Here is a 15701-nt window from a genome sequence, read left to right as displayed (position 1 = left end):
GCGGCGCTATTTCCGGCTGAGCTTGTAAAACAGCCAGCCGCCCATGCCGAGAAAGATCACGTTAGGCAGCCACATGATGAGGTGGGGCATGGCCGCTGGCTTGTCATTGAGCGTGTCCGCCAGAATGATGAACACAATGTACACCGTGGCGGTGATCAGGCTGAGGGCAAAGCCGGAGGACGTCTCGCGCCTTTGTGCCGTGACTCCCAGCGGAATGCCCACGAGGGCGAAAGTGAGGCAGGCCAGCGAAAAACTGTAGCGCTTGTTCAGCTCAGTCAGAGAGAGGGAGCGCGTCACCGCTGTCAGGGCTTCTCCGGTGACGGTGTCCTTCCAGGTCCGCACCTCCTCTGCCAGGGCGCTGGTGGTCTTCATGCTCGCGTTCACCCGCACAGCATCCTTCTGCATTTCGGAGAGCGGGAGCGTCAGCCATGAATGCCGGAAAAACAGGGGCTTGTCCTGACCCTGGGACGGCGTGCTTTCTAACGTCATGTCTTCCAGTTCCATCTGCAGATCGATCGAGCCTGGGGTCGGGTGCAGCGTGGCTTTTTTGGCGTGGATGTAGCTGCTAGCCTGGCTGTCCTTCAGCATGATGATGTGCATGTCAGACAAAGTCTTTTCATTGCGCTTGCTGGTGTAAATGCGGTAGCCCGGCACACGCTCCAGCACCTGGCCTTCTTGAAACAGAGTTTCAGGGTTCTTCACCGCCACCTGGTAAAACAGCCGCTTCATACGGTCCTTCGCCGCAGGCGCCAGGCTCACGTTCACCCAAAGGCAGACGCCGCTGAGAATCACCGCGAGAACAAAGACGGGGGCGCAGATGCGCGGCATGGACATGCCCGTCATGCGCAGGGACACCAGTTCATTGTCGGCAGACAGACGGCCAAAAACCAGCAGGATGCCTGTCAGGAAGGCCCAGGGAATCGTGAAAATGAGGGAGAAGGGGATGACCAGCATCACAAACTCAGCGATCACCGAGATGGGCAGCTCGGTGTTGCCCAGCAGCTGGTCCAGCTTCTTGTACACATTGCCCAGCACCATCACCCCGCTGAGCAGAGCCACGCCGATCAGCGTGGCGGATGCGACCTGGCGGCCAAGATAGCGGTCAAAGATGCGTGGAAACATGCGGGAGCTTCAGGCTAGCAAGCCTTCCACGGCGGGCAATTTGAGATTGCCATAGGCTGCCTCAAACAACGGCCTTCTTCACCTTGCCGAAATCCGTGCCCAGGAAGCGCCTCGCCAGATTTTCCGCCTGCTCTGAATGGTCGGTGAGGTAAATGTCGAGCGTAGGCTTGGTTTTGGTCGTCCGCAGAAGGCTGCCTTGCTCCAGGCTGGCCTTGACGTGCGCGGCACAGGTGAGCGCCGAGTCCACCAGCCGCACCTTCTGGCCCAGCATGCGCTTCAGCACGGGAACCAGCAGCGGGTAGTGGGTGCAGCCCAGCACTAGGGTGTCGATGCCTTTGTCCAGCATCGGCTTCAAATACTCCCGCAGCACGGATTTGAGCGCGGGGTGGTCGGTCCAGCCCTCCTCCACAAACGGCACCAGCAGCGGGGTTGCCCTGGCCTCGATCATGATGTCCGGCCGCCGCATGGCGATCTCATGCTGGTAGGCATGGCTGCGGATCGTTCCGGCGGTGCCGATGATACCCACGCGTTCGCAACTGGGATCGGCCAGCGTGGCTTCCACGCCTGGGCCTAGAACGCCGATGACGGGGACGCGAAAGGTGGCTTGCAACACAGGCAGTGCATGCGCGGTAGCGGTATTGCACGCCACCACCACCGCCTTCACCCCATGGGAAACGAGGAACTGCGTGTCCTCCACGGAGAACCGCCGGATGGTGTCGGGAGATTTTGACCCATAAGGCACGCGTGCCGTATCACCGAGATAAACGATCGACTCATTGGGCAGGAGATCACGCAGAGCCCGCACTACCGTCAGTCCGCCAACTCCGGAGTCAAAAACGCCGAGAGGGCTGCTGGCTGTGACGGGAGTGCTCATGTAGAATCAACTCTTCCGCGTGATTTCCACAATGATCGCCTTCTGCGCATGCAGACGGTTTTCGGCCTGGTCAAAGATTAGCTCCGCATGGGCTTCCATGACTTCGTCGGTGATCTCTTTGCCGCGGTAGGCGGGCAGGCAGTGCATCACGATGGCGCCTGGATTCGCGTGCTTTAAAAGGTCGCTGTTGATCTGCCAGGGCTTGAGAGTTTCGATGCGGTCGGCGCTTTCGGCCTCCTTGCCCATGCTGACCCACACATCCGTGTAAACCACGTCACATCCCTTTACCGCTTCGACGGGATCGTCCACCACGCGGATCGTTTTGGCCGGCACACGCTGCATGAAACTCTCCTGCGGCTGAAAGGCTTTGGGGGCGCCGATGACGAGCTCAAAGCCCAGATGCACGGAGGCCCAGATCCAGGAGCGGGCCATGTTGCAGTCGCCGTCTCCCAGGAAGCAGATCCGCCTGCCCTTCCAGCCGCCGAGGCGCTCCTGGATGGTCTGCAGATCGGCCAGCACCTGGCAGGGGTGTTCGTCGTCGGTCAGCGCATTGATGGTGGGGATGCCGCTGTATTGGGCGAAATCCACCACATCCTGCTGCGCAAAGGTGCGGATGACCGCGCCATGAATCATTCGGCCCATCACACGGGCAGTGTCCTTGATCGGCTCGCCACGACCGAGTTGAATGTCCGCGCTGGAGAGAAACATCACTGAACCGCCGAGTTCGCGGATGCCCACTTCAAAGCTCACGCGGGTGCGGGTGGAGGACTTGCTGAAAATCAGCGCCCACTGCTGGCCGTTGAGCACCTGCGGCGAGGCCTTGCGGTCTTTTTTCAGCACACAGGCCAGATCGACGATCTTTTCGATCTGTCCTTGGGTCAGTTCTTCGATGGAAAGCAGATGGTTCATGGCATTGCAGGGTTACGCGAGCTGATCCAGCACGCTCTTGAAGATGGTCAGCCCTTCCTCGGCATGGGCTGCGGTGATGTTCAGTGGCGAGAGCCAGCGCACCACGTTGGGGCCGGCCGGAGTGACCATCATCCCCGCGTCCAGCAGCTGCTGCGCGAGGAAGATGGAGGGCAGCTTGCCGCCGGACTTCGCCGAGATGGCTTCAGCGTTGAGTTCAAAACCGATGAACAGACCAAGCTGGCGTACCTCTTTGATCAGCACATGGTTCCAGCCGCAGGCAGCCGCGGCAATGGCCGCTCCGCGCGTCTTGGCATTGTCGCAGAGCTTCTCGTCCAAAATGGTGCGCAGGGTGGCAATGCCCACGGCACAGGCCAGGGGAGAGCCGCCATACGTGGTGCCGTGGGTGCCGGGACCCAGTGTCTTGCTCAGATCGCGGCGGTCATTAACCCAGAAGGAGCCGAGCGGGAAGCCGCTGCCAATGGCCTTGGCCCAGCTGATGCCGTCCGGCTGAATTTCATCGCCGGGAATGATGCTGCGCCATCCGGCCATCTCGCCGGCACGGCCAAAGCCGCACTGCACTTCATCGAGCAGCAGAAGAAGATTGTTCTCGCGGCAGAGGCGCTGCGCGGCGCGCAGGAACTCAGGCGTCACGGCGTTCACACCGCTCTCCCCTTGGATCGGCTCCATTAAAATCGCCACCGTCTTGTCGGTGATCGCAGCTTCCAAGGCGGCAATGTCATTGAAAGGAGCGTATACAAAGCCGGGCGGCAGCGGACCAAAGCCGCCATGGATTTTCTCCTGCGCCGTAGCCGTCATGGCGCCAAAGGTGCGGCCGTGGAAAGAACCGGTGAAAGTAATGATCTCGTAGCGTCCGCCGGTCTGCTGGCCGTATTTCCGCGCCAGCTTGATGAGACCTTCATTGGCCTCCGCACCGCTGTTGCAGAAGAAGCACTTGCCGGCAATGCCGACGCATTCTTCGACGAGAATGCGCGCCAGTTCGGCCTGCTTGTCGATGCAGTACCAGTTCGATACGTGAATAAGTGTGTTCGCCTGCTCGGTGAGCGCCTTCACCACGGGCGGAGGGCAATGACCCAGCGGGCACACAGCCACTCCACCAGCGAAGTCCAGGTACTTCTTCCCGTCACGATCCCACACATAGGGGCCTTCGCCACGCACGGGCCAGACGTTGTAACGGCCGTAGTTCGGCAGAAGAAACTCCTGCATCAATTGATCACTCGTTCTCATCTCAGGATTACAAATGGATTTCAGTACCGATCCCGCCGTCGGTGAAGATTTCGAGAATCAGCGCATGCGGCAGGCGGCCGTCGATGAGATGGACCTTGCCCACGCCGCCACGCAGCGAATCCAGCGATGAGTCCACCTTCGGAATCATTCCGCCGCTGATGATGCCTTCCGACTTCAGCTTCGTGATCGAGGCTTCGTCCAGGCTTGGGATCAGGGTGTCATCATCCTTGGGATCACGCATCACGCCGCGTACATCGCTGAGGAAGATGAGCTTTGTTGCCTTGAGTCTTTTCGCCAGACCGCAGGCGGCCAGATCTGCATTCACATTGAGAGTCTTGCCGGAGGCCAGCTCACGCGCCACGGGGGAAACCACGGGAACAAACTCCCCGGCCACCGCCGCCTGGATCAGGCCCAGCTTGCAGTCGTTCACTTCGCCCACCCAGCCGAGGTCGCCCTTCATTTTCTCGCCCAGAAAAACTTCCGTGCCCGGAATGCCCACGGCCTTGCCGCCGAAGGCGTTGATCTTGTTCACGATTTCAGGGTTGATCACGCGGGCCAGCGTCTCCTCCACGATTTTGATCGTCTCATCATCCGTCACGCGCATGCCGTTGATGAACTTGGCCTGCAGGCCGGACTCGGTCATGGCCTTTGAGATGGCCTTGCCGCCACCATGTACGATGACGGGATTGATCCCCACTGCCTCGAGAAACACCACGTCACGCAAAAACGAATCCACCTGCACGGGATCTTCCATGGCACTGCCACCGACCTTGATCAGAAACGTGCAGCCACGGAAGCTTTGCATGTAGGGCAGGGCTTCAAGAAGTACGGCGGATTTGGTGATTTGAGCGTCGAGGGGATTCATCGAAATGAATGGAGAAGCGTGGGCCGATCAGGCAAAGCCCTTCTGGCGTTTCGCGTGGACGGCGGCAGAGTATTCCGCGCTGTTGAAGTCAACGTATTCTTCGGACAGGTCGCTGGTGTAAACCGTGTAGCCGCTGGTGCCGAGATTGAGATCAATGGTGACGGTGAACTTCGGCTCTTTCACCACCTTCTCCAGTTCCGTCACAGGCGTGTGGTTGGCCAGCCCGCCTTTGCAGGCCTGCAGGCCGCCAAAATAGATGTCGATCAGCTCCTCACGAATTCGCGCGCCGGAATAGCCCACGGCGTGGATAATTCGGCCCCAGTTCGGGTCGCAGCCATGGAAGGAACATTTTACCAGCAGAGATTTCGCCACGGTTTCGGCCACCTTGCGGGCATCGGCCAGCGTGCGGGCATTGCGCACGCGGATTTCGACAAACTTGGTCACGCGCTCGCCATCGCAGACGATCATCTTGGCCAGTTCCAGCATCACCTTGTGCAGCGCGCAGCGGAAGAGCTCTGCCTCAGGGGAGCCTTTCTTGATGGTCGGAGCATCGGACTGGCCGTTGCTCATCACGATGACGGTGTCGTTCGTGCTCGTGTCACCGTCGATGGTGATGCAGTTGAAGCTCTTCTCCACGGCGTAGCGCATGGAGCGGTGCAGCTCGTCCTTGCCGATCTTCGCGTCCGTGGTGATGAAGCACAGCATGGTGGCCATGTTCGGGCAGATCATCCCGGCCCCCTTGGCGATGCCGCCGATGCGGAAGCTGCCTTTGCCACATGGGACATCAATCGCGAAGGTCTTCGGCCGTGTGTCGCTCGTCATGATGGCGCGCATGGCGTCTTCGGAGCCGTCAGTCTTCAGCTTTGAAACGGCTTCGGGCACTTTGACGATCACGCGCTCAATGGGCATTGGCATGCCGATGATGCCGGTGGAGCAGACGAGCACCTGACGCATCTTCACACCGAGCTGTTCGGCGACGGCCTTGGTCATGGCCTTGGCATCCTGAATGCCCTGCACACCGGTGCAGGCGTTGGCGTTGCCACTGTTGGCGATGATGGCGCGGGTGTCGCTTTCCTTGATGTGCTGCTGGCACACTCGCACACATGCGGCACGGACCTTGTTGGTCGTGAAGACCGCGTCCGTCGTCGTCGGTGTGTCGGAAACAATGAGCGCCAGATCCAGACGGGTGGCCTCGGGGTTTTTGATGCCGCAGGTCACGGCGCTGGCGCGGAAACCCTTCGCAGCGGTCACGCCGCCGTCGATAACTTTGAAGGAGACGCGGCATTCGCGTTCGTCGTGTGCTTTGGTCGCCATAAAATCAGACGTACAGCAGGCCTGCGGTGGCCTCAAAGCCGCAGATCAGGTTCATGTTTTGCACGGCCTGGCCTGAGGCGCCTTTGCCGATGTTGTCCTCCGTGCTCATGAGAATGAGCTGGCCGGCACGGGCGTCATAGGACCAGCCGATGTCCACGAAATTGGTGCCGGTGACGTTTTTGGTGTCTGGAGACTGGTTCACCCCCAGCAAACGAATGAAGGGGGCGGAATCGTAGGCCGAATGCAAGGCTGCGGTGATTTGTTCAATCGTCACCCCCGCCTGAAGCTGCGCGAAGGTCGTGGTGCAGATGCCTGAATGGGTCGGCATGAGGTGCGGGACGAACGAAAGTTTCACTTCGCGTCCTGCGGCGAGGGCAAGTTCCTGCCCGATTTCGCTGAGGTGGCGGTGCAGCGGTACGCTGTAGCTGCGCACGCTGTTTTGCACCTCGCAGAAGAGCAGGGGAATGCTTTCTTTGCGCCCGGCACCGCTGGCTCCGCTCATGCTGGCCACCGCCAGAGGAGCTTCCGTAAGCAGTCCTGCCTTCAGCAAAGGAATGAGCGGGAGCAGAATGCTCGTGGGGTAGCAGCCCGGGCAGGCGATGAGCCGTGCACCTTTGATCTGCTCTGCACGAATTTCCGGCAGGGCATAGACAGCTTCATCCAACAGCTCAGGCGCAGGATGCGCGTGCCCGTAAAATTCTTCGTACAAGGCCGCGCTGCGCAGGCGGAAGTCCGCGCTGAGATCGATCACCTTGAGGCCGAGCTCCAGCAGCGGCTTGGCGTATTCAGCAGCAACGCCGTGCGGCACCGCCAGAAAGGCGATCTCGGCGCCGGCGGCTTTTAAAGCGGTGGCGTCAGGCACGGTGAAGGTCAGCCTGTCCGCGACACCCACTCCGCGGAAGCGCGGGAATTCTTTAGACAATGCCTTGCCGGCCAGCGACCGCGAGGTCACCGCCACCAGCTCCACATTCGGGTGCCTGAGCAGCAGGCGCAGCAGTTCAGCTCCAGAATAACCACTGGCTCCAACGACGGCGACTTTGACGGGTGCTGACATAATTGCGGGGGGCGGAGTATGGGATGTCATGGGGGCCGTGCAACCCGGAAAAAGATCATTTCTTGCCGGGGGCACAGCACGCATCGTGCCGCTTGTCAGCGGGCTTCGCCTAGCGCACTGTCTGAGCTCCCCATGAGCGAACCCACGCCTGAATCCCCAGAGCACGAAAAAACCAAAGCGCCCGGAAGCCCGGAGGAAATCACGCGCAAACTGGAGGACTTCATCAAAAACACCCTGGGTGGCCAGGTTCTCTTCACCCGCGTCGAAGGCCCTGGCGGACGCCCCGTTCCTGACGGGGAGGAAAAGCCAGTCCAGGAAACCAAGCCGGACAATGGCCGAGTCTTCGAGTTCAACTACCGTCCGGCAGACATCAAGGCGCACCTCGACCGTTTCGTCATCCGCCAGGACGAGGCCAAAAAAGTTCTCGCCACTGCTGTGTGCGATCACTACCACCACGCCCGGATGCTGCGTGACGACCGCGCCTCTGACTCCGGCGGTCCCAGGCTCGAATTCTCCAAGCAGAATGTCATCATCATCGGTCCGACCGGTGTGGGCAAGACCTACCTCGTCAAACACATCGCCGATCTGATTGGCGTGCCGTTTGTGAAGGCAGATGCCACCAAGTTCAGCGAAACCGGCTATGTCGGCGCAGATGTGGACGATCTGGTGCGTGATCTCGTGGCAAAGGCCAATGGTGACATCGAACTGGCCGAGCACGGCATCATCTATCTGGATGAAATCGACAAGCTCAGCAGCGGGCCCGAGCGCATTGGTCGGGATGTGAGCGGGCGCGGCGTGCAGACCACCCTGCTGAAGCTCATGGAGGAAACCGAAGTGGCCCTCTATGCGCCGAATGACATCCGCAGCCAGATGCAGATGATGTTTGACACCCGCAAGGGCCGCACCGGCCGCGAGGTCGTGAACACACGCAACATCCTCTTCATTGTCAGCGGCGCCTTTGGCGGTCTGGAAAAGCTCATCGAAAAGCGCACCAATCGGAAATCCATCGGTTTTGTTTCCTCAGACACGAAAGCCACCTCCGCCGAGTACCTCTTCCGTGAGGCGCGGACCAAGGACTTCATCGACTACGGTTTCGAGGCGGAATTCATCGGCCGCCTGCCCGTGCGTGTGGTCTGTGATCCGCTCAGCGCGGATGACATGTTTCAGATCATGAAAAACTCCGAAGGCAGCCTCATCCGCCAGTATGAGCGGGAGTTCGCCGCCTACGGGGTGAAGGCCATTTTCAAAGATGACGCCCTGCGCGAGATTGCCCACCGTGCGGAAGAGGAAAAGACCGGCGCTCGCGGATTGGTCACTGCGTGGGAGCGCGTGCTGCGCGACTTCAAATTCGAAATGCCCAGCCTCGACCTGCCAGAACTGCAGATCGACGCCGCGCTCGTCACCGATCCGGAGCAGACGCTCATCCGCTATCGTGCCGAGGCGGCCAGCCAGTTCAGAGAGCGCGGTGCCGCCCATGCCGGCGAGGTACGCGCCTTTGCCGAGCGCTTTCAGCGTGAGAACGGTTTCATGCTGGACTTCGACAGCGACGCCATCGCCGCAGTCGCCACACGGGCGCAGCGTGAGGGGATGCATGTGGAGGCCCTGTGCGTGAAGCTCTTCAAAGACTATCCTTTCGGTCTCAAGCTCGTGACCCGCAGCACCGGGGAGACGCGCTTCGCCATCACCGCCGACGCAGTCGCCCATCCCGACAAGTACGTCAGCGACCTCGTGGTGAACGCCTGCCGCAGCCACCCCGCGCGCCCGGCTGCAAACATCATCGACATCACCCCCGACGCTCCTGCCCATGAATCGTAATCACGCCACCGCCATGTTCATTGGCGTGCTCGTCTGCATCCCCATGCTGGCCATGTACCACTTTGGCTGGTTCAAAGGCACCGCCGATTGGTTTGCCGTGCTCTTTGCGCGAGGCTTTGTTTTGCCGGCGGGCGGCCTGAAGCAGATCCTCTTTCTGCAGTATGCCTATTACACCGTCATGGCTTTTGTCAGCGCCTGGGTATGCATCGAGATGACCTCCCAGTGGAGGCGTTTTGCCTTCCTGCTCGGAGGCACGTTTCTCACCACCTCCTTTGCCTGCATCATGGCGATGAACGGCGTCTTGTTTGAGCCCATCTCCGGTGCTCTGGCGATGTGGTTTGCCGGCATCGCCGGGATCGCGGTGGGCGGCTCGGTCAATTCCTACCGCTGCCATGTCATGCGCGACTACTTCGTCGGCCGGCTTTCTTCCCGGTTGTTTGAAAAACTCGCGGATCAGAACGATCCGGCAAAAATGACCGAGCGCCGGGAGATCACAGTGCTGACCTGCCGCATGCTGAACCATGGAGAGCTTTCCAATGGCATCGAGGCGCGGCAGTTTGAAGAGCTGGCCACCCATTTCCAGCGCAGCATCACGGAGTTCCTCATCAGCCGTGGCGCCTATCTGGACGACTGCAATGCCCGGCAGGTGCGCGTCTTTTTCGGCTTCCCGCTTGCGGACGAGCAGCATGCCCGGCAGGCAGTGCAGGTGGCGGCGCTTCTACGCATGCATCTGGGCACGCTGACGCGTGAGATCGAGCAGCGATTTGGCAAAAAGGCTCAGATCGGGGTGGCGTTCAGCACGGGTCCCGCAGTGTGCGGATTGTTCGGCATTCACCACTTTGAAAGTTTCAGCGCAGTGGGAGACGTGATCGATTTTGCCTCGCAGCTGTGTGTTCTGAATGCCGAATACGGCAGCAAGGTGCTGATGAGCGCCAGGACTTATGCGCTGGCGAAGGATCATGCCGAAGTGCGGCCGATGGAGATGGTCAGCACAGCCGGCTCCAGCCAGATGAGCGAGGTTTACGAACTGCTGGCAGAGAAGGGCAGCCTTCCCGAGGCCGAGATACGTGCGCGCGACGCCTTCTGGCAGGGGGTGGTGCAGTATCGCAAAGGCGAGCTGAAGCAGTCCCTGGAAAGCTTCAGGAACGCCGTCATCGTGGAGCGTGAAGACGCTCCTTTGAAATACTTCATCGGGCGCGTCGAGCAGGCGCTCAAAGGACCGGCCTCCTCCGGCAAAGACACGCCAAAACATTCGCGCAAACTCGCTGCCTCCTGACCTGAGTCCTCTTCGCCGTGCGCATCGACTATCCACCGGCCATCCAGCGTCTCATCGCGCAGCTCAAATCGCTGCCGGGGCTGGGGCCACGCAGTGCGGAGCGCCTCATGATCTGGCTGCTGCAGATGCGTGACGAGCGCATCTCCGCACTGTCCAACACCCTGCTAGAGGCCAGGGACCGCATCATTCCCTGCGCGGACTGCGGATTCTTCATCGAGACTGGCAGCGACTGCCTGCTCTGCCATGACCCACGCCGCCAGCAGCAGCTCCTGTGTGTGGTGGAGCAGGCTGCGGATGTGCTCCGCATGGAGCGCTCGGGTGCATTTCAAGGACTGTATCATGTGCTCGGCGGCAGGCTCTCTCCCCTCGACAACGTCACCCCTGAAGACCTCAGGATGGAGTCTCTGGTCAATCGCGTCCGCGACCTCCACACCGAGGAAGTCATCCTTGCCCTCGGTTCCGATGTCGAAGGGGAGGCCACCGCCAGCTACATCGCCGATCTGCTGCGCCCAGCGGGTGTGGCCGTGAGCAGGCTGGCCCAAGGGATGCCTGCGGGCGGGGGACTCGATCATGTGGATGAGCTGACCTTGTATCAGGCCCTCCACGGCCGGCGGAAGATGGGCCAGTAAAAAATAATGGACTGACCCTATTCTTTGCTAGACAATTTGAGGGAAAATCGGGAGAAGGAGGTGGGTATCTCTATGAATCTTTATCAAGTTGCGCGCGATGGCCAGACAATGGGGGAATTCAACGAATCTCAGATTCGGGAAGGACTGCAGACGGGCTACTTCCAACCGGCTGACTGGTGCTGGTGCGAAGGAATGGCCGAGTGGCAGGGGCTGAAGTCCCTGTTTCAACAATCGATGAAGCAGCCCGTGCAGTCGTTGCCTGCGCCCGCGCCGGTGCAGGCGCCTGTGTTCAATCCCTATGCGACACCGCCTAGCAGCCTCTCGGGCAGTCCGCGCCAGGCTGTTTCCCGGCCTTTTGTGGAACGAGCTTCCGCAGGGTCGCGGTTTGTAGCACTGATTTTGGATTACGTTTCAATTATTCTCTGCTTCATGCCTGCCGTTGTGATGGACGAAATGAAGATGCAGGGAACCAATGACATCCAGGACATGGTTGCTGCAGGCTTGTTCATCATCCTCTGCATCGCCAATTTGATCCTCATCGCCACCGAGGGGCAGACCATTGGGAAAAAAATCGTGGGCATTCGAATTGCTGAAATGGATGCCTCCACCAAGGCTGGCTTCATGCGGATTGTTTTTCTGAGATCCCTGGTCGGCCGCGGTCTGCTCGGTTTAGTTCCCCTGTATGGCCTTGTTGATGCTTTGTTTATCTTCAATGAAGATCGGCGTTGTCTCCATGACAAGATTGGCGGAACGCATGTCATCAAAGTCTAGACCATTAATTCCATTTTATGTCCACCATCCACATCGCACGCAACGGCCAGCAACTCGGTGTTTTCGCCGAAGATGCCATTCAATCAGGTCTCAGCTCCGGACAGTTCATGCCGGACGATCTTTTTTGGACGGAGGGCATGGGAGAATGGCAGCCGTTGAGCTCGCGTTTTGCCGTTTCAACGGCCGTTTCAACTTCGCCCTATAACGCCGGGGTGTTCAATCCTTATGCGGCCCCCAGCGCTAATGTGCAGACTCCTGTTCTGGCTGGAAATGTGCAGCTGGCGGATCTGGGCAAACGCCTTGGCGCTGCATTGCTGGACGGCCTTCTCGGGGCCATCCTCGTCGGCGTTCCTTATGGTTTCTTTATTTTTGCCATGTCTGACAACGGACGGCAGCCCGAACTAAACCCGACGGCCATGATCGCCGGAGGCTGCATGCTCCTCGGCTTTCTTGCACTGCTGGTGATCAACATTGTGATGCTGGCCACGCGCGGCCAGACTCCCGGTAAGAGAGTCCTGGGCATCCGCATCGCCACCTATCCAGGCGCTGAAAAGCCGGGGTTCGTGAAGGCTTTCCTGCTCCGCGCTCTGGTCAACGGCCTGATTGGCGCCGTTCCTTGCCTTGGGCCTATCTACAGCCTCGTGGACATCTGCTTCATCTTCCAGACAGACCGCCGCTGCATTCATGATTTGATCGCCGGCACGCACGTCATCGAGGGCAATCCCCCCGACGCCTGATCGGACTCACGCCAGACCCAGGGCTGCGACCTCGTCCTCATCCAGGCCGAGGTAGTGGCCCAGTTCGTGGAGAAATGTGATGCGGACCTCATTGCGGTAGGTTGCAAGATCGCCGCTGCAGTCGTCCCACAAGTTGTCCAGAAACAGGCGGATGCGCGGCATCTCGTCAGGAGTTTCCGGCAGGGGATCGCAGCGCGCATTGCCCTCAAACAGGCCCAGCAAGTCGGGATCGAGGTCTTCATCGATGTCGATCAAGGCGTCCATCTCGACGAACTCGATGCGGCAGTCGGCAGCTTCATTGCGAATGTCCGCCGGAAGCGCCAGCATGGCGTCTTTGACGACGCTGGTGGCGATGGTTTGGAGGCGTTGAAAGCGCATGTCCGGTGGGTTACTTGCCCGCTTTCTTTTCAGGGGCGGCTGCCTGTGACTTTTTCTTGAGCGTCTCCAACTCCCTCTGCTGGTCTTCGGACTGCTTTTGCAGCTGCTGCACGCGATCCCACAGTTTTTTCAGATCGGCGGGGCTTTCGAGATCCGCGCGAATGTCCTGCGCGGATTTCGCGGCGGCTTCCCGGACGGGATCAATGCGGTCATTGCTGCTGCGAAGCATCGGCTCCAGCACGGCAAGAGCCCGGGGATCTCGCAGCGTGCCCAGCGCCTTGGTGCTGGCGAGGCGCCAGTCGTTGCGTGGATCGGTCAGTTTGGCGGTGAGGAATTCGCGAACTGCATTGCGTTGCGCATTGGTGGGCCGGCGGGCCAGGAAGGCCAGCGCATCAAATGCGGCACCTGCATCGCGACCACGCAGGTCGTTAAGGGAGGACAGTCGTGCCAGCACATCGAGCACGGCGCCTTCGTCATCCTGGGCGCGCAGCGCTTTAATGGCGGCGACCTGAAGTAAACTGTTGTAGCTCGTGCCGCCCAGCTGTTTGCGAAGTTCGGCGGAGACCGCGGCATCTCCAGGACGCGCGCCCCAGGATTCAATGATGCTGGCCAAAATGTCAGGATTTTTCTCCTTCTGCGCCATTTTCCACAGCGTGTCCTGCGATTCGGTTGTGTTCATGGAGGCAAGAGACTGCACGATGGTCCGGCGCACACGTGCGTCAGGCTGGTTATTGCTCCCAGCGATCAGGGCCGCGCGTGCCTCGGGTTCGGCGATCTTCGCGAGTGCCTTTGCCGCCTCGGCACGAACGGCATAAAAGCCGTCTTCACGAAGGGCCTTCCCAAGCTGGTCGATGTGCTTGCCATCAAGCGTGCTGATGGCGAGCAGGCGGCCGATGAGGTCGGATTGCAGCTGCTTGTCCAGCATCGGCCCCGGCGGGGTGAAGGAGACCTTGGCCAAAACAGTGTAGTCAGGATCAATGCGCACCAGCTCTGGCTGCGCGGGCAGGTGAAAGTAAAAATCCTCGGCCTCCTTTTTAACATCCGCAGTGAACTTCAGCAGCTCCTTTTGCCCGGCTATGGCAAAACCCACCGGCAGTGGCAGGCGGAACAGGCGCACCTGCTCGCTCAGCTTTTGCGTCTGCCGCACGCTGATTCGGGCCTGCTTCGATGCGGCGTCCCATGCGTATTCAATCTTCAATTCCGGCACGCCTCCGTGGAAGAGCCACTGGTCAAAGAACTGGTCAAACGAAAGGCCGCTGACTTCTTCAATGACGTCCTGCAGATCCTCCGTGCGTACGATGCTGCTGCGGTTCCGCTCCAGGTAGGTCTTGATGCACTTGCGGTAGAGGTCAGCGCCCAGCTGGCTGCGCAGCATGTGCAGCACCCAGGCGCCTTTCGGGTAGGCGCGGGAGTCAAACTGCTGCATCGGATCGCCGTAATCTTTCCAGACGATGGGCCGGGTGTCATTCGCCTGGAAGACCTGCTGCGCTTCTTTCCAGAGTGCATGCTTCATCGCATCGGCACCGAGCTTCTCCCCCTCATAGAGGACGGTGTAGTAACTGGCGAAGCCCTCGTTCAGCCAGAGATGAGACCAGTCACGGCAGGTGACGAGATCGCCAAACCATTGGTGAGCCGTCTCATGCGCATCGAGTTCGTGCAGGGAGCGCAGCTGCTCGGTGTCGGAGTTGAACAGCATGTCCGCTGCTTCAAAGGTGCAGCTGGTGTTTTCCATGCCGCCGGCGATGAAGTCGAGGCAATAGACCTGGTAGTACTTGTCCCACGCAAAGGGCACGCCGATTTCCTTCTGGTAGAACTCGATGATCTTGCGGGTGTCGGCAAAGGCATTCGCGGCCTGTTCGGCGTGCGAGGGGGGGACCAGCATCGCGAGAGGCAGGCTGCCCGCCTTGTCCTCCAGCTTGTGGAAATAGCCGGCCGCCATGGCGATGAGGTAGTTCACATGCGGCTTGTCTTGCAGCCAGTGAAACGCCACGAGATTTTCACCCTCGGGCTTTTCGCTTTGCAGTGTGCCATTGGAAATGACCTGCATGCCCTTCGGTACATGGCAGATGACTTCGCTGGTGAAGCGCTCATTGGGATAGTCGTAGCTGGGGAACCAGCAGCGGTGCTCCTCCGCCTCCCCCTGACTCCACACCTGCGTGTCGCCTTTTTTGTAGCCCATCTCCGGCGTGCGGAAATACAGGCCGTGCTCGGGCTGCGCGGAATGCGTGATCGTCACGGCCGCCTCCACATCGGGTGCAATGGCTTTGGCGAAGGTGATGATGAGCTTGTCCTCAGCGACCTGATGTTCCGCCACGGTGGCACCCTCCGCAGTGATGGACGCGATCTTTAAATCCACCGCGTCCAGCTCCAGTTTCTCCAACGGCAGCGCGATGGGTTTGAAGCGCAGAGTCGTTGTGCCGGAGACCGTGCGTTTGGCAAAGTCCGGCGTCACATCCAGCTTCACGTGCAGAATGTCCGCCCGCCGGTCACGTGCATATTTCCGACCGGGGATGAGCTTCAGCGGCTGCGGCAGGAAATGCTTGTTGCAGTGCAGGCATTCCGTGGAGTCGGCTGCGGCCTCGAGGGTCAGCAATGCGGCGGCAAGAAGGAAGGGGGTGATGCGCATGATGACAGCGAGCATCCCGAACCGGGCGCGTGGTGGCAAGCACAATCAGGAAGGAGATTCGACCGGGCGACGTATTTAGCAGCGTC

Annotated in this window: 14 protein-coding genes; 5 read left to right on the top strand and 9 right to left on the bottom strand. The window is 60.1% G+C overall.

Annotated features, from left to right (window positions below):
• Window positions 1–6 precede the first annotated feature (6 nt).
• From ACILSR_RS00640 to argC, 7 genes are all read right to left on the bottom strand, one after another.
• A complete protein-coding gene (locus tag ACILSR_RS00640; protein WP_395747785.1) occupies window positions 7–1122 on the bottom strand; it encodes an LptF/LptG family permease in 1116 nt (371 codons plus the stop codon).
• Between the two features lie 61 nt (window positions 1123–1183).
• Entirely contained in the window at window positions 1184–1996 is an 813-nt protein-coding gene (gene murI / locus ACILSR_RS00635) for a glutamate racemase (RefSeq protein WP_395747784.1), read from the bottom strand.
• A 6-nt stretch (window positions 1997–2002) separates the two neighbouring features.
• Entirely contained in the window at window positions 2003–2905 is a 903-nt protein-coding gene (gene argF / locus ACILSR_RS00630) for an ornithine carbamoyltransferase (protein ID WP_395747783.1), read from the bottom strand.
• A 12-nt stretch (window positions 2906–2917) separates the two neighbouring features.
• Window positions 2918–4129 (bottom strand): aspartate aminotransferase family protein, encoded by a 1212-nt coding sequence (locus ACILSR_RS00625; protein WP_395747782.1) that lies wholly within the window; start codon window positions 4127–4129, stop codon window positions 2918–2920.
• A 28-nt stretch (window positions 4130–4157) separates the two neighbouring features.
• Window positions 4158–5015: an acetylglutamate kinase gene (gene argB, locus ACILSR_RS00620; RefSeq protein WP_395747781.1), complete on the bottom strand. Its 858-nt coding sequence runs from the start codon at window positions 5013–5015 to the stop codon at window positions 4158–4160.
• Between the two features lie 27 nt (window positions 5016–5042).
• A complete protein-coding gene (gene argJ, locus ACILSR_RS00615) occupies window positions 5043–6329 on the bottom strand; it encodes a bifunctional glutamate N-acetyltransferase/amino-acid acetyltransferase ArgJ (RefSeq protein WP_395747780.1) in 1287 nt (428 codons plus the stop codon).
• Between the two features lie 4 nt (window positions 6330–6333).
• Entirely contained in the window at window positions 6334–7383 is a 1050-nt protein-coding gene (gene argC, locus ACILSR_RS00610) for an N-acetyl-gamma-glutamyl-phosphate reductase (RefSeq protein WP_395747779.1), read from the bottom strand.
• Window positions 7384–7515: 132 nt separating this feature from the next.
• On the opposite strand from argC, the gene ACILSR_RS00605 reads away from it, so the two are divergent.
• The 5 genes from ACILSR_RS00605 to ACILSR_RS00585 all read left to right on the top strand — a co-directional run bounded on the left by ACILSR_RS00605 (window position 7516) and on the right by ACILSR_RS00585 (window position 12611).
• Window positions 7516–9198: an AAA family ATPase gene (locus tag ACILSR_RS00605; RefSeq protein WP_395747778.1), complete on the top strand. Its 1683-nt coding sequence runs from the start codon at window positions 7516–7518 to the stop codon at window positions 9196–9198.
• Window positions 9188–10474: an adenylate/guanylate cyclase domain-containing protein gene (locus ACILSR_RS00600; RefSeq protein WP_395747777.1), complete on the top strand. Its 1287-nt coding sequence runs from the start codon at window positions 9188–9190 to the stop codon at window positions 10472–10474. Before ACILSR_RS00605 ends, ACILSR_RS00600 begins: the two co-directional genes overlap by 11 nt.
• 17 nt (window positions 10475–10491) lie before the next feature.
• The gene (gene recR / locus ACILSR_RS00595) at window positions 10492–11103 is read left to right on the top strand and encodes a recombination mediator RecR (protein ID WP_395747776.1); all 612 of its coding nucleotides are present in this window, start codon (window positions 10492–10494) and stop codon (window positions 11101–11103) included.
• Window positions 11104–11175: 72 nt separating this feature from the next.
• Entirely contained in the window at window positions 11176–11874 is a 699-nt protein-coding gene (locus ACILSR_RS00590; RefSeq protein ID WP_395747775.1) for an RDD family protein, read from the top strand.
• 17 nt (window positions 11875–11891) lie between these two features.
• Complete coding sequence (locus ACILSR_RS00585) at window positions 11892–12611, top strand: RDD family protein (protein WP_395747774.1); 720 nt, start codon at window positions 11892–11894, stop codon at window positions 12609–12611.
• A gap of 6 nt (window positions 12612–12617) precedes the next feature.
• On the opposite strand, the gene ACILSR_RS00580 is transcribed toward ACILSR_RS00585, so the two are convergent.
• On the bottom strand, window positions 12618–12989 hold the full coding sequence (locus ACILSR_RS00580; protein WP_395747773.1) for a metallopeptidase family protein: 372 nt from the start codon (window positions 12987–12989) through the stop codon (window positions 12618–12620).
• A gap of 10 nt (window positions 12990–12999) precedes the next feature.
• Complete coding sequence (locus ACILSR_RS00575; protein ID WP_395747772.1) at window positions 13000–15615, bottom strand: M1 family aminopeptidase; 2616 nt, start codon at window positions 15613–15615, stop codon at window positions 13000–13002.
• Between the last annotated feature and the right edge of the window lie 86 nt (window positions 15616–15701).

Origin of the sequence: Prosthecobacter sp., from assembly GCF_044222565.1 — a bacterium.
In the GTDB taxonomy this organism is placed as follows: domain Bacteria; phylum Verrucomicrobiota; class Verrucomicrobiia; order Verrucomicrobiales; family Verrucomicrobiaceae; genus Prosthecobacter.
This window is presented reverse-complemented; position numbering and strand designations above follow the sequence as displayed.

Coding starts and splice junctions, on each gene's coding strand:
- argJ (WP_395747780.1), bottom strand. CDS start 6,329: ATGGCGACCAAAGCACACGACGAACGCGAATGCCGCGTCTCCTTCAAA.
- ACILSR_RS00625 (WP_395747782.1), bottom strand. CDS start 4,129: ATGCAGGAGTTTCTTCTGCCGAACTACGGCCGTTACAACGTCTGGCCC.
- ACILSR_RS00640 (WP_395747785.1), bottom strand. CDS start 1,122: ATGTTTCCACGCATCTTTGACCGCTATCTTGGCCGCCAGGTCGCATCC.
- ACILSR_RS00585 (WP_395747774.1), top strand. CDS start 11,892: ATGTCCACCATCCACATCGCACGCAACGGCCAGCAACTCGGTGTTTTC.
- murI (WP_395747784.1), bottom strand. CDS start 1,996: ATGAGCACTCCCGTCACAGCCAGCAGCCCTCTCGGCGTTTTTGACTCC.
- argB (WP_395747781.1), bottom strand. CDS start 5,015: ATGAATCCCCTCGACGCTCAAATCACCAAATCCGCCGTACTTCTTGAA.
- argC (WP_395747779.1), bottom strand. CDS start 7,383: ATGTCAGCACCCGTCAAAGTCGCCGTCGTTGGAGCCAGTGGTTATTCT.
- ACILSR_RS00600 (WP_395747777.1), top strand. CDS start 9,188: ATGAATCGTAATCACGCCACCGCCATGTTCATTGGCGTGCTCGTCTGC.
- ACILSR_RS00575 (WP_395747772.1), bottom strand. CDS start 15,615: ATGCGCATCACCCCCTTCCTTCTTGCCGCCGCATTGCTGACCCTCGAG.
- argF (WP_395747783.1), bottom strand. CDS start 2,905: ATGAACCATCTGCTTTCCATCGAAGAACTGACCCAAGGACAGATCGAA.
- ACILSR_RS00580 (WP_395747773.1), bottom strand. CDS start 12,989: ATGCGCTTTCAACGCCTCCAAACCATCGCCACCAGCGTCGTCAAAGAC.
- ACILSR_RS00605 (WP_395747778.1), top strand. CDS start 7,516: ATGAGCGAACCCACGCCTGAATCCCCAGAGCACGAAAAAACCAAAGCG.
- ACILSR_RS00590 (WP_395747775.1), top strand. CDS start 11,176: ATGAATCTTTATCAAGTTGCGCGCGATGGCCAGACAATGGGGGAATTC.